We start from the raw sequence: 21,962 nt of genomic DNA, 5'->3' as shown, positions 1-21,962 counted from the left end.
GATGTAAAAAGTGAGGCATCTTAGCCTCACTTTTCTCCATACAATCGAGACAGTGCTTACATGTTAGATAAGCTCTCATTGATCGACTTCAGCACTTCTGCAGGATTTGACGCTTGAGTGATAGGGCGACCAATCACAAGATAATCTGAACCTGATTGGATAGCGTCTACTGGCGTCATGATACGGCGTTGATCACCTTGTTCTGAGCCAGCAGGTCGAATACCAGGGGTCACTAATTTAAATCCTTGGCCTAGTTCGCTCTTCAGTAGTGAGGACTCTTGCGCTGAACATACGACACCATCTAAGCCTGCGTTTTTGGTCAAGGTTGCTAGACGAATCACTTGCTCCTGAGGCGCAACATTCAAACCAATACCAGCTAAATCACTTTGTTCCATACTGGTTAGTACCGTTACACCGATAAGAAGTGGACGATCTTTACCATATGGTTCAAGAATTTCACGTGATGCCGTCATCATACGCTCACCACCGCTCGCGTGTACGTTCACCATCCATACACCCATTTCAGCCGCAGCGCGAACTGCTTTCGAGCAGGTGTTTGGAATATCGTGAAATTTTAAATCTAGGAATACCGAGAAACCACGTTTATGGAGTTCACGTACAAAATCAGGACCAAATAGCGTAAACATCTCCTTGCCAACTTTTAGTCGGCATGACGCAGGATCAATTCTATCTACAAACGCAAGTGCATCTGCTTGGTTATCATAATCCAGTGCGACAATAACTTTTTGGTCGATCATTTCATCTCCTAACTGTTTTGGTTCTTATTAAATAAAAAGTTAAAAAAATGCAGCGGACAGAAACTCTGCCAGCTGCATTAAGAATTATTCACCATCCAATCCGCGGATTGGCTTGATCGTCCCCCATCCTTTACAGGACGGACAATGCCAATAAAGGGAATGGGTAGAAAATCCACACTTCCGGCATCGGTAATGTGGTTTCACTTTTAACTGTTCACCCACCATCGCTTGTAGTGTTGATAGGCTGTCTTTCGCTCGACCATCTTCTGCTTCTGCAATGTGGTAGTCAATTAAACGGTAGAAGCCCTTCATGGTTGGGTTTTTCAGCAATTGTTTCGTCAGTAACTCTTGAGCAGCCCCAACGTTCTCGTGATGAGCAACTAATTGAGCCAACATCAACTCGGCTGATACGCCTGCTTTCTTATCAATACAAGCTCGCAGAAACTCGACAAGTTCATCTTCCTGACCCAGATGATGATAGCATTCTGCAATAGTTGGCAAGACATCACTGATAAAGTCTTTATCTTGCTCAAGTACCCCTGTCAGATATTTGATGGTGTGCTTATAGTCTTCAGACTCTAGATAAATTCGTCCCAAAGCAATACTTGCTCGAACACACTTCGGGTCTTCCGCTAACGCTTTTTTAAAATGCTGTATTGCCTTATTAGTATTCCCATCAGCTTGGTCGAGCATGGCTATTTCACACCAAAAATGGGCAATATTTGCACGCATCCTTGAGCGTTTATTACCTAACTTAGCCAATTGGTTCGCGTAATAAATCGCCTTTTCCCATTCTCGTGTTTGCTGATAAATGGTCACTAATTGTTGAAGAGCCGCCTCTTTGTAATCTGGCTCTTCGACTAACTGTTCGAAGATTTTCTCTGCACGATCAAGAAAACCAGAGACCATGTAGTCTTTCGCTAACTGTTGAAGGGCGAGGTTCTTTTGGTCCAGTGTTAAGCCTGAACGAGAAATAAGATTTTGGTGAATTCTGATTGCGCGGTCGACTTCACCACGAGACCGGAACAGGTTACCCAACGCAAGGTGAGTATCGATGGTCTCGTTATCAACTTGGAGCAATTCAATAAAGTGATCGACAGCCTTATCTGATTGGTCAGAGAGCAGCAGATTAAGACCCGTCATATACTGACGAGAGATTTGATGAGATTGCTTCTGCTTGTCTTGCTGAGCGCTGCGATGCCCCATATACCAGCCATACGCAGCAGCTATAGGCAACAACAAGAAGAGTAGTTCAAGCATTAAAGTTAAGCCTTATCCTTATGCCTGTTTTTCAATGGCTGGCTTATCAGCAGCGTTGTTTGATTCAGTTGGTTCGTACTTTTTCAGTTTTTTCTTTAAACGACGGACCTGTAGCTGAGTTTTCAGTTGGATGCTACCAAATATAACCCACGCTAAAGCAAAGCCAACCACAAATACTACACCTAATAGCGTAGATAAGTGGAACTCTCCTTTTGCTAGAAGATAGTTAAAAGTCACGAGCTCTTGGTTTTGGGAACCTAACGCCAATGCAATTAAAAAGAGAGCTAAAACAGCAACGATTTTTATAATTTTCATGTTACATCACCCTTCTAGGAGTAAGTCGGTAAGATTATGCAGGAAAATGCTTCTTCAGACTACGTATATTAGCAATAATCTATACCCAAGTAACCTCAAGATGCTTAGTTTGTAGACATGCTTAGAAGTTAAAGTTATTTGGGTATAGAAAGCAGCAAAGAAAACAGCTGAATCCACAATTAGATTAGTAAACGATCTTGGATGTATGACTAACTTGGATACATTACAAAAAAGCGGCATACACAAACGTATGCCGCTTTTTTCAAACTAATAAGAGTGCATTAACCAATATTTACACGCTCACGAAGTTCTTTACCAGGTTTGAAATGTGGAACGTATTTACCTTCCAATTCCACTTTATCGCCCGTTTTAGGGTTACGACCTACGCGAGGCTCGCGGTAATGAAGAGAAAAACTACCAAAGCCACGGATCTCGATACGGTCACCGCTCTCTAGTGTAGAGGCCATGTGCTCTAAAATATCTTTTACAGCATCCTCTACCTCTTTCGCTGATAAGTGTGTTTGCTCAGCGCAGAGTCTTTCAATCAGTTCAGACTTAGTCATAGTTGCCCTCTTTGAGTATCTTTATCACTTATTATAGTAAGTAATACTAATTCCAACAAACACTTGCTGACAATTCTAGACAAATTTTATGCAAAATGCGCAATGAAGAAATGCCTTTTATTAAGATAGTTTACTGTCATTAGTATTACTACTTAAATATGACCAAATATAAAAAAGGAGCCTTGCGGCTCCTTTTTTGCTTAAGCGAGTATATTATTCGCCTTTAGCAGCTTTGAAAGCGTCAGCCATTGCGTTACCGAATGCATTGTCATCTTGCTTGTTGATAGATGCCATTGCTTCTTGCTCGTCAGCTTCGTCTTTAGCTTTGATAGATAGGTTGATTACGCGGTTCTTACGGTCTACACCTGTGAACTTCGCTTCAACAACATCACCAGCGCTTAGGATTAGAGAAGCATCTTCTACGCGATCGCGTGATACTTCAGAAGCACGGATGTAACCTTCAACGCCTTCTGCGATATCAACAGTAGCGCCTTTAGCGTCAACAGCAGTTACAGTAGCGTTAACTAGAACACCTTTCTTGTTGTCAGCAACGTAAGCATTGAATGGGTCATTTTCCATTTGCTTGATGCCTAGAGAGATGCGCTCACGCTCAGCGTCTACTGCTAGAACAACTGCAGAGATCTCGTCGCCTTTCTTGTACTCACGTACAGCTTCTTCGCCAGCAACATTCCAAGAAATGTCAGATAGGTGAACTAGACCGTCGATGCCGCCTTCTAGACCGATGAAGATACCGAAGTCAGTGATAGACTTGATCTTACCAGTAACTTTGTCGCCTTTAGCTTGTGCTTCAGCGAATGACTGCCATGGGTTAGCTTTACACTGTTTCAGACCTAGAGAGATACGACGACGTTCTTCGTCGATTTCAAGAACCATAACCTCAACTTCGTCGCCAACATTAACAACTTTAGAAGGGTGGATGTTCTTGTTAGTCCAATCCATTTCTGAAACGTGAACTAGACCTTCAACGCCTTCTTCGATTTCAACGAAGCAGCCGTAGTCAGTTAGGTTAGTTACGCGACCAGTTAGTTTGTGACCTTCTGGGTAACGCTTAGCGATTGCTACCCATGGATCTTCGCCTAGTTGCTTAAGACCTAGTGATACGCGAGTACGCTCACGGTCGAACTTAAGAACTTTAACTTGGATCTCGTCACCAACGTTAACGATTTCAGATGGGTGCTTAACGCGCTTCCAAGCCATATCAGTGATATGTAGAAGACCGTCAACGCCACCTAGGTCAACGAACGCACCGTAGTCAGTAAGGTTCTTAACGATACCTTTAACTTCAGAACCTTCTTGTAGAGTTTCTAGAAGCTCGTCACGCTCAACGCTGTTCTCTGATTCGATAACTGCACGACGTGAAACAACTACGTTGTTACGTTTTTGGTCAAGTTTGATAACTTTGAACTCTAGCTCTTTGTTTTCTAGGTGAGCAGTGTCGCGGATTGGACGTACGTCTACTAGAGAGCCAGGAAGGAAAGCACGGATACCGTTTAGTTCAACAGTGAAACCGCCTTTAACTTTACCGTTGATGATACCAACAACAGTTTCAGCTTCTTCGTAAGCTTTCTCAAGTACGATCCAAGCTTCGTGACGCTTAGCTTTCTCACGAGAAAGTTGAGTTTCACCGAAACCATCTTCAACAGCGTCTAGAGCTACGTCTACTTCAGCGCCAACTTCAACTTCAAGTTCGCCAGCAGCGTTCTTGAACTGTTCAGCAGGGATAGCAGATTCAGACTTAAGACCAGCGTCAACAAGAACGAAACCGTTCTCGATAGCTACTACAGTACCTTTAACGATGCTGCCTTGTTGGAATTCTGTTTCGTTTAGAAACTCTTCAAAGAGTTGAGCAAAAGATTCAGTCATTTAATTAATCTTCAATAAATTAAACTTCCACGGGTATCCTACCGCATGGGGTTATTAAATTCGCCAGTCATCATCCTTGCGACCAACGCTCTTAGCCTAGTCGAGTATTATTACTCAGCTAGCTTCGATTCGATATATTGTAGTGCCTTTTCTACTACTTCGTCGATAGTCATCGACGTAGAATCTAGCACAAGCGCATCCTCAGCAGGGCGTAATGGCGCCACTGGGCGGTTACGATCTCGGTCGTCACGCTCTTGGATCTCGCTTAAAAGGTCAGCAAATCTAACATCTAACCCTTTCTCTTGCAACTGTTTAAGGCGTCGATTTGCACGCTCTTCAGCACTCGCATCAAGGAAGATTTTTGCTTGCGCACTCGGGAATACAATTGTGCCCATATCACGACCATCAGCAACCAGACCCGGAGCGGTCTCAAATGCACGCTGACGACGTAGTAATGCTTCACGAACACGTGGCAAAGCCGCAACTTTAGATGCTGCCATACCCGTTTCTTCTTTACGAAGCTCCCCTGACACATCTTCGCCTTCTAGAATGACCTTAACTAAGTCACCTTCCGCGATAAATTGAACGTCTAGGTGTGTTGCTAGTGGGACAAGAGCATCTTCTGACTCGGTGTCGACACCGTGGTGAATCGCAGCGAGTGCAAGTACACGATAAATTGCGCCAGAATCTAAGAGTTGGAAACCCAACTTTTTCGCCAGCAACATACATAAAGTGCCTTTACCTGCACCACTAGGTCCATCTACGGTTACAACCGGAGTTTGAGAGGACATGTTCTTCTCCACCAATAGTTTCTTTTCAGCAATTTGCTCGGTTTTCGAGGCGCACATTATACGGGTAATCAGTCTTTGGAGCGAGGAAAAATGTCGTGTAAAGCATTACACCTAATGCGTAATTGGATTCATCAATAAACATAAAGTTCAACAAAAACGGCGAGAGCTTCCGCCCTCGCCGTTTTAAATGTCATGAACTTAAGCTCGATTAAACAATCGGCTTTTGACCACGCTCAGCTAACTTTAAAATCACACTATCAGCGACTTTACCCGCCACACCTGCTAGCTTGTCGGCCAGTTTTTTCTTTTGTACATAATGCACAGAAAGTACAGTTTTATCTTTGCATGCCGCAACAACGATATCATCAGATGTACTAATGTCATCCACCAAACCAAGCTCTTTCGCTTGTGTGCCGAACCAGTGCTCACCAGTGGCTACTTTGTCTAGGTCCAAACTAGGACGACGCTCACGGATGAAGTCTTTAAACAAGACATGTGTTTCTTCAAGTTCTTGCTTAAACTTATCGCGCGCTTTATCGGTATTCTCACCGAACATCGTTAGCGTGCGTTTATATTCACCCGCTGTTAGTTGTTCGTACTCAATGTCATGTTTCTTCAACAGTTTGTTGAAGTTAGGAATCTGTGCGATAACGCCAATAGAACCCACAATTGCAAATGGTGCAGAAACAATTTTATCTGCTACACATGCCATCATGTAACCGCCACTTGCCGCAACTTTGTCAACAGAGATGGTCAGAGGAAGACCCGCAGCTTTGATTCGGTCCAGTTGAGAAGAGGCAAGGCCGTAACCATGAACCATACCACCGCCAGACTCTAAGCGAAGTAACACTTCATCACCTTCACGTGCGACAGCCAAAATAGCGGTGATTTCTTCACGTAGAGACGCGACTTCTTTTGCGTCTATGCTACCGTTGAAATCAAGAACAAATAGGTGTGGTTCACGCTTGCTATCTAATGAACCGTCTTTGCTCGCTTGTTTGATTTCTTTCTCGCGAGATTTGTTCTTCTCTTTTTCTTCTTTCTTGACGGCTTTATCTCGAGCCTTGATGAAAGCATCGTCATGCAAATGATGCTCTAACTGCTCAACAGATTGTTTGTGTTGCTCTGAAAGGTTGGTAATCTCTAACTCCCCTTTCGCCGCACCCGATTTGCCACCAGCCGATTTTGCAATAATGAGCAGAACAATTATCGCAGCAACCACCGTGATAATTTTGGCCAGAAACAGACCATAATCTAATAAAAATTCCAACGAGAGCTCCTTTATCTCATTTCAGATGACGTTAGTATGTTACGCAGAAACATCAGCGAGAAGGCAGCGCGGTTTGTAACCACTTGTTCTGATTGATAGCATACCTAACGAAAGTTCTGGAATTGGTATAACACATGAATTGGTGTATTGTAACCATCTTGTCACGATTACCAAGATTTTCCATTGAGAAACAGGCGTTTTTTAGCGTCAATTAACTATCATGGACCCTCTTACAATAATAAGGATTTATCGCCGTGAACTACTCCGTTTCAGCTGATGCTCTAAAAGGTAAAGTCATTCTTGTTACTGGCGCTGGTAATGGCATCGGCCGTCAAGCCGCGCTTTCTTATGCCGAGCACGGTGCAACTGTTATTCTCTTGGGTAGAAATGTGCAAAACCTTGAATCTATCTATGATGAGATTGAAGCTGCTGGCTATCCACAAGCTGCTATCATTCCATTGGATCTCAAGGGTGCAACTCAGCAGAATTACATTGATATGGCAGAGACAATCGAAGGACAGTTTGGTCGCTTGGATGGTCTATTACACAACGCAGGTGTCTTGAGTTCGCTGTGTCCATTTGATCAAATCAAAGAGGAAGACTTCGACGATATCATGCAGATCAACGTGAAAGCCGAAGTGCTAATGACTCAAGCATTACTGCCTGTGATGCGTAAATCAGAAGCTGGGCGTATTATCTTTACCTCTTCAACCGTAGGCCACTCTGGCCGCGCATTCTGGGGGCCATACGCTATCTCTAAATTTGCCGTAGAAGGCATGATGCAAGTTTTAGCTGACGAGCTGAGTGATACACCGATCCGCGTTAACGCAATTAACCCTGGTGCCACTCGTACTCGCATGCGTGAAAAAGCATATCCGGGTGAAGATGCGAATACTCTCAAAACGCCACTGGATATCATGCCGCTATATTTGCACTTAATGGATCCTGCGGTTACCGATGTGAACGGTCAGTGCATCGACGCTCAACCGAAGCGTAAATAACTCATTCAGGTTACCTCACATAATCGATTGAAAAGGCAGCAAACGCTGCCTTTTTTCATTTCTCTCTTCATAAAAATCTTGCGACTTTCTCCCACAGAAATATACTGTATGTATATACAGGTATTTATTATGCAAGATATTATTCAGAACTTAAAAAGCCAACACCTTGTTTGGCAAGCAAATTTAACGAAAGCAGATCCTCAGCAGTTGCAGACTAGTTCCGGTTTTTCTGAATTAGATGATTTGCTCGGCGGAGGCTTTCCACCTCATGGCGTAGTGGAGATGGAATCTATTGGTAGTATTGGTGAATTGCGTTTGCTCGCTCCCTATTTAAAAGCCACTCAGACCAATGGTATGACCGCATTTATTCAACCACCTGCGCTAGTGAATTCTCTGTTTTTACACTACATCGGGTTGGATATAAACCAAGTGTGGGTCGTTACTCCAACTCACCCCAAAGACGCTCTTTGGGCTGCAGAGCAATGTCTGAAAAGTGGGGTATGCAGTAATGTTTTGTTATGGCAAGAAGAGCTTGAAATACATCAAGTGAAACGCTTACAGGTAGCGAGTGAACAAGGTACTTGCCCTCTCTTTATGCTTAAAACAGATACTATCAACCGCTTGTCTTTGCCTGTGTCACTCAGTTTAAAACTGAAAGGCGACGAGCAAGGGATTCATGTTGAAGTGCTGAAAAGGAAAGGAGGCTGGAATAGAGGTAGCGTTAGTATCGGATTCCAACACCATTACCCGCAACTGGTGAAACCATCATCTGAAACTGTGCACTCGACTGTGGTCAATTTCCCACTGGCGAACCAAGGTTAGTGATATGTCTCTGTGGATTTACTTACACTTCCCTCGCCTGCAGCTAGACGCACTCTTTGGTGATAACCAAGAACAACCCGTGGTGATTGTCGAAAGCCAACGTTGCCAGATTCTTCAATACAACGAGATTGCCGAACAACAAGGCATTAAGCCTGGTATGTGCTTAGGCAGTGCTGCGTCCTTGTGTCGAGATTTACAAGTGCATCCTTATCATCCACAAACCGAATTAAATAAATTACAAGAGGTAGCCCAGTGGTTGTATTTGATCACATCTGACGTTGTGTTGATGCCAAACCAAGGTATTTTACTGCGTGCTACTCCAATGCTCGCTCTGTATGAAGGGCTTGAAAACTATTGGAATAAAGTCAGAGCTCACTTATCGGAGCTGAAACTGAGTTTTCAATTCGGATGTGGTTTTTCGCCTTTTGCTGCCAAATTGATGGCAATATCAGGAGCGAACGTCATCAGTGAAGACAAATCTGCCATACAAAAAGTCCTATCACCATTACCGTTAACACTGGCAGATTTATCAAGCGCTACAGTAGAGAAGTTACAACGTGTAGGCGTCACCACATTGCAAAACCTGCTTGAACTGCCATTGCAAGACATCGCACGACGCTTTGATATCGATTTGGTGAACTACGTTGGTCGACTGACTGGGCAGTTTAAACACCCTGTCGACTTTTATCACCCTACCGAATCCTTCCAAGTTTATTTAGAGCTCTTGTTTGAGATCGAAAACGTTCAGTGGATTGAAAAGCCGTTGGCCAAATTACTTCGTCAACTCGAAACCTTTCTTAAATTAAGAGATAAGGTTGCTTTTGAACTGTGTTTAACACTCCACCAGCGTGAGAAACAAGAGCAACACCTTCAGCTCACTTCTGCGCAAGGTGATTACCTATGTCAGCGTTGGCAACAGTTAGCGAGTTTAAGCTTAGAATCACTCTCGCTTAATGGCCCAGTCACAGGGCTAACGTTAAAAGTCATCCGTCAAGGTGAGCCTCTTAGTGCATCACGCGATCTCTTTGCTGGGCAGAAAGGAAACATGAATGCTTTAGAGCTGCTCTCTTTACTGCAAGCTAAATTGGGAAAAAGTGCCGTTTTAAAACCCAATATTGCTTGCGATCCTAGACCAGAAAAGGCCAGTCAGTATCGCCCTGCTGATGCTCCGGATGAAAAGGGGCACGCCATACCATCCATACTACGCCCCGCAATACAATTACCGACTCCCATTGTATTGCAAGAACAAGTTTCTTTGGTCCACGGACCTGAGCGAATAGTTTCTGGGTGGTGGGATGGTGATGAGATCATGCGTGATTACTACATTGCACACACCAAGCAAGGCCGCTGGTTATGGATATTTCGCGATCAGCACAAGCACTGGTTTCTTCATGGCTATTTTTGTTAAATCGACAGTTATTTTTGTTGGGTCATTATGAGTTACGCGGAACTATTTTGTCAGTCTAACTTCTCTTTTTTGACTGGGGCTTCTCATGCAGAAGAGCTGGTACTCCAAGCTGCTTTCTATCGCTATCAAGCTCTAGCTATAACGGATGAATGTTCAGTCGCGGGCGTTGTCAAAGCCCATGCGACCATCGAACAACATAAACTCGATATCAAACAAATCGTTGGAAGTATGTTTTGGTTAAATGATGAATGCCAAATCGTACTGCTTTGCCCTTGTCGCAAGGCTTATGCCGAGTTGTGTCGTATCATCACAAACGCAAGGAGACGCAGTGAAAAAGGCAACTATCAACTGTTCGAATGGGATTTGATGTCGGTTCGACATTGTTTGGTATTGTGGCTGCCCACACATCAAGAGAGTGATCACTATTGGGGGCGCTGGCTCAATCAACACCACGCTAATCGTTTGTGGGTAGCGATTCAGCGCCATTTGAGTAACAACGATACTGAGTACATTGCGCACTGCGAGCAGTTAGCACATGAATTTCAATTACCTATAACTGCCTGCGGAGGCGTTCTCATGCATGATGTTGAACGCTTGCCATTACAGCATGTACTTACTGCTATAAAGCATGGGTGTAGCGTCGATAAACTCGGTTTTGACCGTATTTCGAATACTGAGCGAGCGCTTCGTCCTTTTAAAAAGTTGATTCGGATTTACAAACCAGAATGGCTGGAAGAAAGTACTTACATCGCCGATTTATGCGAGTTTAAGCTCTCCGATTTAAAATACGAATATCCTACCGAGCTGATCCCAGATGGTTATACACCCGACTCTTACTTACGTATGTTGGTCGAACGTGGTAAAAGGCTGCGTTTTCCTGAAGGCGTGCCAGCAGAAGTCAATCAAACCATCGAGAATGAACTGGCGCTTATTCAAGAGCTGAAATACCACTACTACTTCCTTACTATTCACGACATCGTAATGTTCGCGAAACAGCAAGGCATTCTTTACCAAGGGCGAGGTTCCGCTGCAAACTCTGTGGTGTGTTATTGCCTGGAAATTACCGCCGTCGATCCTCGACAAATCGCTGTCTTATTCGAACGATTTATCAGTAAAGAACGTAAGGAACCGCCGGATATTGATGTGGACTTTGAACACGAGCGCCGTGAAGAAGTTATCCAGTATATTTACAAAAAATATGGCCGTGAGCGTGCAGCACTTGCTGCAACAGTGATCAGCTATCGCTTTAAAAGTGCCGTGCGTGAAGTCGGTAAAGCACTAGGGATTGAAGAGACCCAATTAGATTTTTTCATTAAGAACGTTAATCGCCGAGATCGCAGCCAAGGCTGGCAAGCTCAAATTATTGAACTGGGCTTACAACCAGAATCTCTCAAAGGGCAGCAGTTTATCCAATTGGTCAACGAGATCATTGGCTTCCCACGCCATTTATCTCAGCACGTAGGTGGCTTTGTAATTTCATCTGGCCCTTTATATGAGTTGGTACCTGTTGAAAATGCCTCGATGGAAGATCGCACTATCATTCAATGGGATAAAGACGATTTAGAAAGCTTGAAGCTACTAAAAGTCGATGTGCTCGCACTCGGCATGTTAAACGCCATCAAAAAGTTCTTTCAGCTGGTCGAGAAACATCACCAGCGATCCCTCTCTATTTCCGAAATCACTCGCCGACAAGATGATCCACACGTGTATCGCATGATCCAAAAAGCTGACACGATAGGCGTATTCCAAATAGAATCTCGTGCACAAATGAGCATGCTTCCTCGCCTAAAGCCTGCTTGTTATTACGACTTAGTGATTCAAATTGCAATTGTTCGTCCAGGCCCTATTCAGGGTGATATGGTGCATCCTTTTTTAAAACGACGAGATCACAAAGAGCCTGTCAGTTATCCATCGGAAGAAGTAAAAAGCGTTCTTGAGCGGACTATGGGCGTCCCTATTTTCCAAGAGCAAGTCATCAAGCTAGCCATGGTAGCCGCAGGGTTTAGCGGCGGCGAGGCCGATCAACTCCGTCGAGCAATGGCATCATGGAAAAAGAATGGCGATCTCGCTAAATTCAGACCAAAACTGATCAATGGTATGCAAGAGAGAGGTTATGACTTAGCGTTTGCTGAGCGCATTTTCGATCAGATTTGCGGCTTTGGTGAGTACGGCTTCCCTGAAAGTCATTCAGCGTCTTTCGCAGTGCTGGCATATTGTTCTGCATGGTTAAAATATTATTACCCAGCCGAATTTTACACTGCATTGTTGAACAGCCAACCAATGGGATTTTATAGCCCATCGCAATTAGTACAAGATGCTCGCCGACATGGCGTCGAAGTATTGCCGGTGTGCGTCAATCATTCAAAATATCAACATCATCTCGTCTCACGTCCGAATGGCAGGCTCGGCGTGCAACTTGGTTTTCGCTTGGTGAAAGGCTTTAACGCAGAAAGCGCACAAAGGCTTATTGAGCGCAAACCACTTAATGGTTACCGATCGATTCAAGAAGTAAAGCAGATATTAAGAAGCCGAAGTGACATTGAATTATTGGCTTCAGCCAATGCATTTCAGGCCTTATCGGGAAATCGTTATAACGCTCGCTGGGCAGCAATGGATTCCTTATCTGACCTACCATTGTTTCACAAGGTCGAAGAACCCAATGTTAGCTACCAGACTCAACCTTCTGAATATGAAAATTTAATTGAGGATTACGCAAGCACGGGACTATCTCTTAGCCGCCATCCAATTAAATTATTAGAAGAAACGGGCAAACTCCCTCACTTTACCCGCATGAGGCAACTGACAGAGAAACCGCATAAGTCACTGGTCACAGTGGTAGGTGTGGTAACAGGAAGACAATCTCCAGGCACCGCCGCTGGCGTGACATTTTTTACGTTAGAAGATGACACGGGCAACATTAATGTGGTCGTTTGGCAAGCGACAGCACGAGCCCAAAAGCAAGCGTATTTAGGCGCTAAAGTATTAATGGTGAAAGGCATTCTTGAAAGAGAGGGAGAAGTCACGCACGTTATTGCTGGTAAGTTGATTGATTGCACGCACTACTTGAACAATCTACAAAGTAAGTCTCGGGATTTCCATTAGTACAGAGGAATTAAGGAGAGAGATGTTAAAAATCAGAGAGAGGTGCGCTCCCTCTGATTTCACTAGATCTAATCATGCACTTTTAGAAAGCATCTGGCGTAATCGGTCTTGAGCAACTTCAACCAGCAGATCCGGTTGGAATTTAGATATAAAGCGATCACAGCCTACTTTTTGTACCATGGCTTCATTAAAACTACCGCTCAGAGAAGTGTTCAATGTGATAAACAACTTAGACATACGTGGGTCTTGGCGCACTTCATGGGTCAGTTTATAACCGTCCATTTCAGGCATTTCAGCATCCGTAATCATCATCAACAGCTCTTTTTCTACATCTTTACCTTCATCACACCAACGTTTTAAAACCGTTAACGCTTCTAGCCCGTCACGACACTCGATGATATTCATACCCAATTGAGAAAGCGTATCGCGAACTTGATTACGAGCTGTAGAGGAATCATCCACAATCAGAACATTACGCCCGACCATTGCTTGGGCCAGTTCTTGATCGAGAATGTCCTCCGAAATAGTCACGTCGTAATGCACGATCTCTGCTAAAACTTTTTCAACGTCAATAATTTCGACAATTTGAGAGGCATCCCCTTCTTTGATTTGCGTGATAGCCGTGAGGTAATTCGAGCGACCAGACGTGGAAGGAGGCGGCTGAATTTCAGTCCATGCCGTATTAATAATGTTTTTAACCGGACCGACTAAGAAGCCCTGCACCGTGCGGTTGTACTCTGTCACGATCAAATTTTCTTCTTCCGCTTCACCACGTAAAGCAGGAAAACCAATTGCGCCTCGTAAATCAATCACTGGTACCGCTTCACCTCGTAGAGAAGCAACCCCACGAATATTGTAGTGCGATCCAGGGAGCTTAGTTAACGGTGGAAGCTTGATGACCTCTTTCACTTTGAACACATTAATCGCAAATAATTGGCGACTATTTAAAGTGAACAGCAGAAGCTCTAGTCGATTTTCACCAACCAAGTTTGTACGCTGGTCAACCGTATTTAACACTCCGGACATACTACTACCTAAATTATGGATAATTCTTATTTTACTCGAAATCAGTACAGACACAGCAAGGTTATATAACCAAATAACCTTAAAATATTTGGCTTTTCGAGCACAGCTTTAAAGTACAACAGTTTTAGCGTATTACTTCTCTTTGCATCAGACGCAAAGTCACGCAGCACATTGAAAGCCATTTTGTTTATTTACTTGAGCTTTTTAGGAAATTACATGAATGGCGCAGATATAGCAATGCAACATAACTCAAATTCCCTTTCTAGTAATAGGCGATCAAAAAGGGTGAGCCGTTAAGTCTCACCCTAAATCACCTACAAATGCAGTCTCAACAGCCAGGCACATCATCATGTTAAAAAGTACTTAACCTTCCACAACCTTCATCAATAGTTGACCATCGTACAACGCTTGCTTAATCAACGCGGCACCAGGCATTGTGGCTTGCTTATAGAAACGAGACTCCACCAGCTCAAGATCTTGGTGATAAACAGGTAAACTCTGCTCTTCGATACATCGACGAACCGCAGGATAAAGCACATCTTTTGCTTGGTTAATCACACCACCGATCAAGATTTTCTCAGGGTTAAATAAGTTGATCACAATAGCAATTGCAGAGCCTAAGTAGCGTCCAAGTTTTTCAATCACATCGACGGCCAAAGGATCACCGTTTGCAGCGGCTTCACAAATGCTCTCAATACTCATTTCCTCTTGTTTAGCAAGAATAGAGTCTTCGCCATCAGCGATTCGTCTTACGACTTCTTCACGAATTGCTTGAGAACTGGCAACGGTTTCCAAACAGCCAATATTGCCGCAATGACAACGTTTTCCATTTGGGTCAATTTGAATATGCCCGAGTTCACCAATGTTACCGTGACGGCCTTGCAAAACGCGCCCATCCAGAATGATGCCCGCACCTAAACCGTGGTGGATAGAGATAAGAACGGAGTTGTCATTATCTTGAGAATGACCAAAAAGCTTTTCTGCTAATGCCCAAGCTCGCGTGTCATTGGCAATGAAAACTGGCAAGCCTGTTGCTTTGTATATCTCTGGTCCAAGAGCAAGATTTTCGACATTGTAATGAGGCATCTGCAAAACGACACCTTGCTCTGAGTTCACGAGACCAGGCAGTGTAAGGGCAATACTGGTAACCCGATCCAGTTGATCCGCGTAAGTCTGAAAAAATTCATCAATTTCGTAAAGCAGGCGCTCAAGCACATCGTCTTGGTCAAGCTCGTGTATCTCGATTTTAGTATCGATCAGTACATCACCGCCTAACTCATGCAAAGCAATGGTTAAATAACCCCGCCCCAAACGCATTGACAAAAATTGCCAGCCTTCATTATTGACCTGCAAACCGACAGCAGGTCGACCACGACTCGTCGCTTCTTGTACTGTCGTTTCATGAATCAAGTGCGCTTCAATTAATTCTCGAGTGATTTTGGTGATACTAGCAGGAGCAAGCTCACTCTGCTTGGACAAATCAATTCGAGAAATAGGACCTTTTAGGTCAATTAGTTTATATACACGACCAGCATTGACCTGTTTGATATGATCAATATGGCCCGGTTGAGCCATGTACATCTTGCACTCCGAAATTCTATAACGGGACAATTTTTTTACTTTGCGAACTAATTGTGAAGTGAATTAATAAATCCCCGTGACAAGCATCACGTATAAACCTGTTTGTTTGTGTATTCAATCAAATAACGAAGAATCTACTCCTGTTAAATTGTTTGAAAAATAACTTATTTTTATTCACTAAATTATGAAGTAGTGCCTTTAAAGCAGCGCATTTTTATCAATAAGGCCATTGCCTGTCGAATATCTGTCTGTTTTACCGGGGTTACTCTTAATGTAAACATTCTGTGCATATACTTATATTCAAGTAGCTTTAAGGTGTGGGCTAAGCGAGGCTAACCTTGAGAGCGATTGCGTAAAGTAAGGATAGAGTTCAAGTTACCTTTACACACACATTCATCGGAGAATCTATGACTTCCAAATTAAGACGAACAAAAATTGTCACTACGCTGGGTCCTTCAACGGATAAGGACAATATACTTGAGGAGATCATCAAAGCCGGTGCAAACGTTGTCCGTATGAATTTTTCACATGGAACCAGTGAAGACCACATTCAACGTGCGAACAAAGTCCGTACCATTGCAGCAAGACTTGGGCGTCAGGTTGCAATTCTTGGTGATTTACAAGGCCCTAAAATCCGTGTATCAACGTTTAAAGACGGCCAAGTCATTTTGAATGTGGGCGATAAATTCACATTAGATAGTGATTTACCAAAAGGTGAAGGCAATCAAGAATCTGTAGGGTTAGATTATAAAGAACTACCGCAAGATGTTTCACCAAATGACATTTTATTACTCGATGATGGACGCGTTCAGCTGCAAGTTACCAAAGTAGAGGGTAATAAAGTTCATACCCGTGTGATTGTCGGTGGTCCACTGTCCAACAATAAAGGGATCAACAAAAAAGGCGGCGGATTGTCAGCCGATGCGCTCACAGAGAAAGATAAAGCCGACATTCTTACCGCCGCAGCAATTCAAGTAGACTACCTTGCTATTTCATTCCCGCGTAACGGCGAAGACATGCATTACGCTCGACGCTTAGCCAGAGATGCAGGCCTTGAAGCCATGTTAGTGGCTAAAGTCGAACGAGCAGAAACCGTCGCGACCAATGAGTCTATTGACGACATTATTCTCGCATCCGATGTAGTGATGGTTGCACGTGGTGACCTTGGTGTAGAAATCGGTGACCCTGAGCTCATAGGTGTCCAGAAAAAACTGATTCGCCGCGCACGCAGTTTAAACCGTATCGTGATTACTGCGACACAAATGATGGAGTCCATGATTACTAGCCCAATGCCAACGCGTGCTGAAGTGATGGATGTGGCCAATGCGGTTCTAGACGGCACTGACGCGGTGATGCTTTCTGGAGAGACCGCTGCAGGTAAATATCCTGTAGAAACGGTCAAATCCATGGCCGAAGTATGTGTGGGGGCAGAAAAAATGTCGGAGGCAAGTCTATCAACCTATCGCTTAGATAGAACCTTCGAAACCGCTGAAGAAACCATCGCAATGGCAACCATGTACTCTGCGAATCACATGGAAGGAATTAAAGCGATGATCTCGTTAACTGAGTCCGGCAGGACTGCGTTGATGATGTCTCGCTTAAGCTCTGGCTTGCCAATATTTGCCTTATCACGGAATGAATCGACACTAAATCGAGCAGCATTATACCGAGGCGTGACACCTGTATATTTCGAGTCAAAAAGTGATGCGGGTTTACCAACGGCTCAAGCAGCGATTACTAGCCTTAAAGAGCAAGGGTTCTTGCACAAAGGTGATTTAGTCATTATTACACAAGGCGATGTAATGGATGTTGTTGGCTCAACCAACTGCATGCGCATTCTACAAGCGTAGTAGTTATACCTAACCGGAGTTAACCACAAGAACCCGCAAATAAGGCTCCGAAAATGGAGCCTTATTTATATGCTTTGTATATTGCGCACATCGTGAACGTAAGAAGGTTTATGCACTCTCTCTACCATCAATTTCAACATCCAGCTGGTCATAGAGTTGAACTAGGTTAAACCCAGCTTGAAGCCCAAGTTGATAGTCATGCTCTAGTGACTCTTGGTCACTTAACAAAGAAGAAGAACGAAGTCCCTCTTTAGGCGCAACTTGTAAAATAAAAGTGTCGTCAGGTGGAGCAGATATAAAGGCCTGAGTGAGCTCAAATGTTTGATAATGAATCATCAGCATGTCGGCTAAACCTGAATCAAAATTCTCACCAATCAGATGACTTAAACGATACAAGTTATCGGCACCGAACAACCAACGACCTCCATTTAACAGCATTTTCCCTGCAAGCTTCGATTGATGTGCTGCATTAATTTTTTGTTGGAAGAACGACGCCCAATCCAGCTTCCACTGATTCACTTTTTGCTGCCATGATTGCTGTACTGAGTTGATAGACTCCCGATACCATTCGACAGGCACATCCCCCACCTCACTTTGGGCTCTCGCTTCAATCTCTGAAAACGGCTCTGTGCGAATGACAATAATGTTGCGAGCATTCTGACGCCACGCTTCTTGAACAGGGATAGAGGCAGACACGCCGCCATCCACAAACTTATTGCCATTTACGTCGACAGGTCCGTGATATAACTTGGGAATCGCACATGTCGCTAGCATAGTGTTAAACCACGAGTCATCCAAGATTGGTAGATATTGATCTGATAGCGTCTCTATATTCGTTACCGCAGCAAACGCCCCTCGTTTTCCCAATGCACTGCGACCTAAATCAAGGTCAAGCTTGTATGGGAAATCTTGAATCCGTTCTAATGCCCACTCTAAACCTAAGTACTGCTGCTTTCGGATATAGCGAAACAGATTAAAAAATTCAGGAGACGTTGTCAGCTCGGTAATAAAAGCTTTGCCCATGCCATGTTGACGACACAAGTAAGAACATAAGTTAAGTGCTCCGGCAGAGGTGCCATAGAATTCATCGAAAGGATCGAAGTTGGAAAGTAAAAAGGCGTCTAAAACGCCAGCGGTAAAAATCCCTCTCTGCCCTCCACCTTGCGTGACTAAAGCAGTTTTACCATGCCTAAATTGCTCATAAACTTTTACATCAAGCTCTGCATGGCTTTCTGTGATTATACCGCTGTTACGTATCATAGGCTCACGCCATTTTGTTAAAACGTTTGGTAAAAGTGGTTATCTTAAGCTGTTGTAATAGCAATGATGCCAAATGACAAAAGCACTGCAAAAACAGTCACCACAATGATTAATGCGGATTTTAGATCGTGTTCCATAAACACCTCCTTAATATGTAACAAATTAATAACACCGGTGTGAAATATGTTCAAGATTTGCTTAATTTAGTCGCGCAATTTTGACTAACCCATCACAATTAGCTTAGTCATAATAAGGAGATAGGGCATGAACCAAAAACTCAGCTGGCTAGTAGGAATCATGATGATGAGTACTGCTATCAATGCACAAGCGAATATCATCGTTACACCATACATAGGCTATACAGGAGGCGGCCAAGTAGAGGATGAAAGTGGTAATACATACGATCTCGACCCCGCAGTGAACTACGCTCTTTCAGTCGAGACTCCCTTAGAAAAAGGAAGGATCGGATTGTTTTACTCCAATCAATCGACGGAACTTGAAAAGCTGTCCAACTCAGCAGATATCCATTATCTGCACTTCCAAAGCAGCATGTACTATCCTGTCGCAGAAAATTGGCAAACCTATATCGGTGTAGGTTTGGGCGCTTCTTATGCCGATGTGGATTGGGTAGACAAAAAATACGGATTTTCGGCTAGCGCTTTTGCAGGGCTGGAATATGAATTTTCAAAGAACTTTGCATTAACAGCCCAACTGAGATGGTTAGGAACGGTCGTTGATAACGATACATCTGGCGCCTGTAATCTACCTAATGACGGCTCAAACTGTATCATTAAGTTCGATACTGATTGGATGAACCAATTCCAATCAAATGTTGGTTTTAGTTTCCGCTTCTAATTTTTATGCATGTTCCTCTGTAGGGCTCGTCACAAAGAACGCTGAACGAGTCCTGCACAGAGCCGATAAAGGATATCGTCTAAACACCATTGTTTGGCAAAGTAACGAAGCATCATCTAGATAGGTGCACAAAAGATAGCCGTACGCCCTAATTAATCAAAATAGTCTTAAATACCAAAGCAATTATTAGATCCCAGTCATTTATTCCAGACAAACAACCACCCACCCACACAAAACCACAATCAAACTCAAATTTAACAAGATTAAAACCAGACAACGCATCTGAATTAACATTTAGATTCTATTGCGCTAAGTATTATTAGAAGTTAGTCTGATCAGTGAAAACAGATAAATATTTCAGTTTTATCAAACACACATCAAAATTTTAAGATTAATAATCTACTTTCTCTTACAGTAGCCAGAATATAGCTCTATAAAATTATAAGAAGTTAGAATTAAGGATAGAAAAGCTGATGGATAACAGCGGTCCTTTCTTCCAACTGTTGGCGCAATTATTACTGTGTTACGTAGAGAGCTTCATTCCTCAGGGAGTCTTATAGGAGTCAAATATGAAGCGAGAACAATGGGGATCCCGGGCGGGATTCATCTTAGCAGCAGTTGGGTCTGCTATCGGTTTGGGAAACATTTGGCGTTTCCCATACATGGCCTATGAAAACGGTGGCGGCGCATTTTTTATTCCTTACATTTTTGCCATGATCACTGCCGGTATTCCATTTATGATCCTTGAGTTCAGTATGGGACAAAAATACCGAGGCTCGGCACCAAAAACACTTGCGAAAATTCATTCTAAATTTGAATGGCTTGGCTGGTTCCAAGTTGGTGTGGCTGCAGTTATTGCCGTTTACTATGTGGCTGTTATCGGTTGGTCGATTTCTTACTTTGGGTTGTCGTTCACTCAAGGTTGGGGAACCGATACCAACGCATTTTTCTTTAGTGAATACCTAAAGCTAGGTGACAACTCACCAACAGACTTAGGCAGTATTCAATGGAAGATTGCTTTATCCATGGTAATTGCTTGGGCAATTACTTACACCGCTATTGCCAAAGGCGTGAAATCAGGAATTGAACGAGCATCTAAAATTATGATGCCAATCCTATTCTTGATGGTGATTTTCTTAATCGGACGTATGATTTTCTTGCCAGGAGCTCTAGATGGCGTGAACTACATGTTCGAACCCGATTTCAGCAAAATTTGGGATGTGAAAGTATGGGCAGCGGCATATGGTCAGATCTTCTTTACGTTAAGTATCGGCTTCGCCATCATGCTAGCTTACTCTAGCTACCTACCAGAAAAGTCGGACATAACGAATAACGCGTTTATGACCGTGTTGATCAACTGTGGCTTCTCGATCCTAGCCGGCATCATGATCTTCTCAGTATTGGGTTACATGGCTCAAGAGCAAGGTAAGCCGTTAACAGAGGTGGTATCTGCAGGCGTTGGCTTGGCTTTTGTTACTTTACCTGCGGCAATTAACCTACTACCTGCCCCATATATTCTTGGTCCCCTGTTCTTCTTTGCACTGGTGGTTGCTGGTCTAAGTTCGCATATTTCAATTATGGAAGCCGTAACTTCAGCCATTATCGACAAGCTGAAGTGGAGCCGTAAAAAAGCTGCAAATGTTGTGATTGGTATTGGCTTCGTTGTCTCTATGGCGTTTGCTACCAATGGCGGTCTGCTGCTACTCGATCTAGTAGACCACTTTGCAAACAACGTTGGCATCATGGTTGGTGGTCTGGTTGAGATTGTCTTGATGGCGTGGCTATTGAAGCGCGTGCCAGAAGTACGTAATTACGTTAACGAGCGCTCTGATTTCTCTGTTGGTCAATGGTTCGAGATCTGCTTACGCTTCGTTACACCAATCATGCTCGCCATTATCTTAGCGACCAAGCTATACGCCCTAATTACTGAAGGCTACGGTGGCTATGATCTAACTTTAGGCTGGGCACTTATCGCCGCACTCTTTATCTTTGGTCTAGTGATCAACGCAGTGAACCGCAAGGAGACAGCAAAATGACAATCAGCGCAATTATTATGATGGTTATTGGTTTAGGTATCACTTGGGGCGGCGCTGCCGTTTGCATCAAGCGAGCCATGGATAAACAATAAAACGTTAAGTTTGACCCGTCCTGATATGGGTTGACACTTTTTAACTAAAACGCTCGATGTACTTCATCGGGCGTTTTGTATTTTAAAG

General features: G+C 43.6%; 19 protein-coding genes. 8 read left to right on the top strand and 11 right to left on the bottom strand.

Annotation, left to right across the window (positions count from 1 at the left end; translation table 11 throughout):
• Positions 1 to 56: 56 nt before the first annotated feature.
• From pyrF to sohB, 7 genes are all read right to left on the bottom strand, one after another.
• Positions 57 to 758, bottom strand: coding sequence for an orotidine-5'-phosphate decarboxylase (gene pyrF, locus R8O10_RS06240; RefSeq protein ID WP_064368636.1), 702 nt, complete (start codon positions 756 to 758; stop codon positions 57 to 59).
• Between the two features lie 84 nt (positions 759 to 842).
• Entirely contained in the window at positions 843 to 2,018 is a 1,176-nt protein-coding gene (lapB, locus tag R8O10_RS06235) for a lipopolysaccharide assembly protein LapB (protein WP_005376665.1), read from the bottom strand.
• An 18-nt stretch (positions 2,019 to 2,036) separates the two neighbouring features.
• On the bottom strand, positions 2,037 to 2,333 hold the full coding sequence (locus tag R8O10_RS06230) for a LapA family protein (protein WP_005376663.1): 297 nt from the start codon (positions 2,331 to 2,333) through the stop codon (positions 2,037 to 2,039).
• A gap of 281 nt (positions 2,334 to 2,614) precedes the next feature.
• Positions 2,615 to 2,896, bottom strand: a complete 282-nt coding sequence (gene ihfB, locus R8O10_RS06225; protein ID WP_005385816.1) for an integration host factor subunit beta — start codon at positions 2,894 to 2,896, stop codon at positions 2,615 to 2,617.
• A 213-nt stretch (positions 2,897 to 3,109) separates the two neighbouring features.
• Positions 3,110 to 4,780, bottom strand: a complete 1,671-nt coding sequence (rpsA, locus tag R8O10_RS06220) for a 30S ribosomal protein S1 (protein WP_318191215.1) — start codon at positions 4,778 to 4,780, stop codon at positions 3,110 to 3,112.
• A gap of 110 nt (positions 4,781 to 4,890) precedes the next feature.
• The gene (cmk, locus tag R8O10_RS06215; protein WP_021033981.1) at positions 4,891 to 5,571 is read right to left on the bottom strand and encodes a (d)CMP kinase; all 681 of its coding nucleotides are present in this window, start codon (positions 5,569 to 5,571) and stop codon (positions 4,891 to 4,893) included.
• A gap of 208 nt (positions 5,572 to 5,779) precedes the next feature.
• Complete coding sequence (gene sohB, locus R8O10_RS06210) at positions 5,780 to 6,841, bottom strand: protease SohB (protein ID WP_005385819.1); 1,062 nt, start codon at positions 6,839 to 6,841, stop codon at positions 5,780 to 5,782.
• A 254-nt stretch (positions 6,842 to 7,095) separates the two neighbouring features.
• Between sohB and R8O10_RS06205 the strand changes: the two genes are divergently transcribed.
• The 4 genes from R8O10_RS06205 to R8O10_RS06190 all read left to right on the top strand — a co-directional run bounded on the left by R8O10_RS06205 (position 7,096) and on the right by R8O10_RS06190 (position 13,174).
• The gene (locus tag R8O10_RS06205) at positions 7,096 to 7,842 is read left to right on the top strand and encodes a YciK family oxidoreductase (RefSeq protein WP_005372980.1); all 747 of its coding nucleotides are present in this window, start codon (positions 7,096 to 7,098) and stop codon (positions 7,840 to 7,842) included.
• Positions 7,843 to 7,971: 129 nt separating this feature from the next.
• The gene (gene imuA, locus R8O10_RS06200; protein WP_005372979.1) at positions 7,972 to 8,664 is read left to right on the top strand and encodes a translesion DNA synthesis-associated protein ImuA; all 693 of its coding nucleotides are present in this window, start codon (positions 7,972 to 7,974) and stop codon (positions 8,662 to 8,664) included.
• Between the two features lie 4 nt (positions 8,665 to 8,668).
• Positions 8,669 to 10,072, top strand: coding sequence for a DNA polymerase Y family protein (locus R8O10_RS06195; protein WP_318191214.1), 1,404 nt, complete (start codon positions 8,669 to 8,671; stop codon positions 10,070 to 10,072).
• 27 nt (positions 10,073 to 10,099) lie between these two features.
• Positions 10,100 to 13,174: an error-prone DNA polymerase gene (locus tag R8O10_RS06190; RefSeq protein ID WP_318191213.1), complete on the top strand. Its 3,075-nt coding sequence runs from the start codon at positions 10,100 to 10,102 to the stop codon at positions 13,172 to 13,174.
• Between the two features lie 72 nt (positions 13,175 to 13,246).
• Here R8O10_RS06190 and R8O10_RS06185 read toward each other — a convergent pair whose 3' ends face one another.
• Both R8O10_RS06185 and R8O10_RS06180 read right to left on the bottom strand, forming a co-directional pair.
• Positions 13,247 to 14,200, bottom strand: a complete 954-nt coding sequence (locus R8O10_RS06185) for a chemotaxis protein CheV (RefSeq protein ID WP_005372976.1) — start codon at positions 14,198 to 14,200, stop codon at positions 13,247 to 13,249.
• A 363-nt stretch (positions 14,201 to 14,563) separates the two neighbouring features.
• Positions 14,564 to 15,781 (bottom strand): ROK family protein, encoded by a 1,218-nt coding sequence (locus R8O10_RS06180; protein ID WP_005385828.1) that lies wholly within the window; start codon positions 15,779 to 15,781, stop codon positions 14,564 to 14,566.
• Between the two features lie 407 nt (positions 15,782 to 16,188).
• On the opposite strand from R8O10_RS06180, the gene pyk reads away from it, so the two are divergent.
• The gene (gene pyk, locus R8O10_RS06175; RefSeq protein ID WP_005372972.1) at positions 16,189 to 17,631 is read left to right on the top strand and encodes a pyruvate kinase; all 1,443 of its coding nucleotides are present in this window, start codon (positions 16,189 to 16,191) and stop codon (positions 17,629 to 17,631) included.
• A 108-nt stretch (positions 17,632 to 17,739) separates the two neighbouring features.
• Here pyk and R8O10_RS06170 read toward each other — a convergent pair whose 3' ends face one another.
• Positions 17,740 to 18,891 carry a patatin family protein gene (locus R8O10_RS06170; RefSeq protein ID WP_149192474.1) on the bottom strand — a complete coding sequence of 384 codons (1,152 nt, stop codon included), beginning with the start codon at positions 18,889 to 18,891 and terminating at the stop codon, positions 17,740 to 17,742.
• Between the two features lie 44 nt (positions 18,892 to 18,935).
• Positions 18,936 to 19,028 (bottom strand): YnhF family membrane protein, encoded by a 93-nt coding sequence (locus R8O10_RS06165; protein ID WP_005372970.1) that lies wholly within the window; start codon positions 19,026 to 19,028, stop codon positions 18,936 to 18,938.
• Between the two features lie 127 nt (positions 19,029 to 19,155).
• Between R8O10_RS06165 and R8O10_RS06160 the strand changes: the two genes are divergently transcribed.
• From R8O10_RS06160 to R8O10_RS06150, 3 genes are all read left to right on the top strand, one after another.
• Positions 19,156 to 19,746 carry an outer membrane protein gene (locus tag R8O10_RS06160; RefSeq protein WP_047103413.1) on the top strand — a complete coding sequence of 197 codons (591 nt, stop codon included), beginning with the start codon at positions 19,156 to 19,158 and terminating at the stop codon, positions 19,744 to 19,746.
• 569 nt (positions 19,747 to 20,315) lie between these two features.
• Positions 20,316 to 21,782 (top strand): sodium-dependent transporter, encoded by a 1,467-nt coding sequence (locus tag R8O10_RS06155; protein ID WP_005372966.1) that lies wholly within the window; start codon positions 20,316 to 20,318, stop codon positions 21,780 to 21,782.
• The gene (locus tag R8O10_RS06150) at positions 21,779 to 21,874 is read left to right on the top strand and encodes a MetS family NSS transporter small subunit (RefSeq protein ID WP_005372963.1); all 96 of its coding nucleotides are present in this window, start codon (positions 21,779 to 21,781) and stop codon (positions 21,872 to 21,874) included. The genes R8O10_RS06155 and R8O10_RS06150 overlap by 4 nt, the downstream gene beginning before the upstream one ends.
• Positions 21,875 to 21,962 lie beyond the last annotated feature (88 nt).

The sequence above is a fragment of the Vibrio sp. 1727 genome (assembly GCF_033344415.1).
Lineage (GTDB): Bacteria > Pseudomonadota > Gammaproteobacteria > Enterobacterales > Vibrionaceae > Vibrio > Vibrio alginolyticus.
This window is presented reverse-complemented; position numbering and strand designations above follow the sequence as displayed.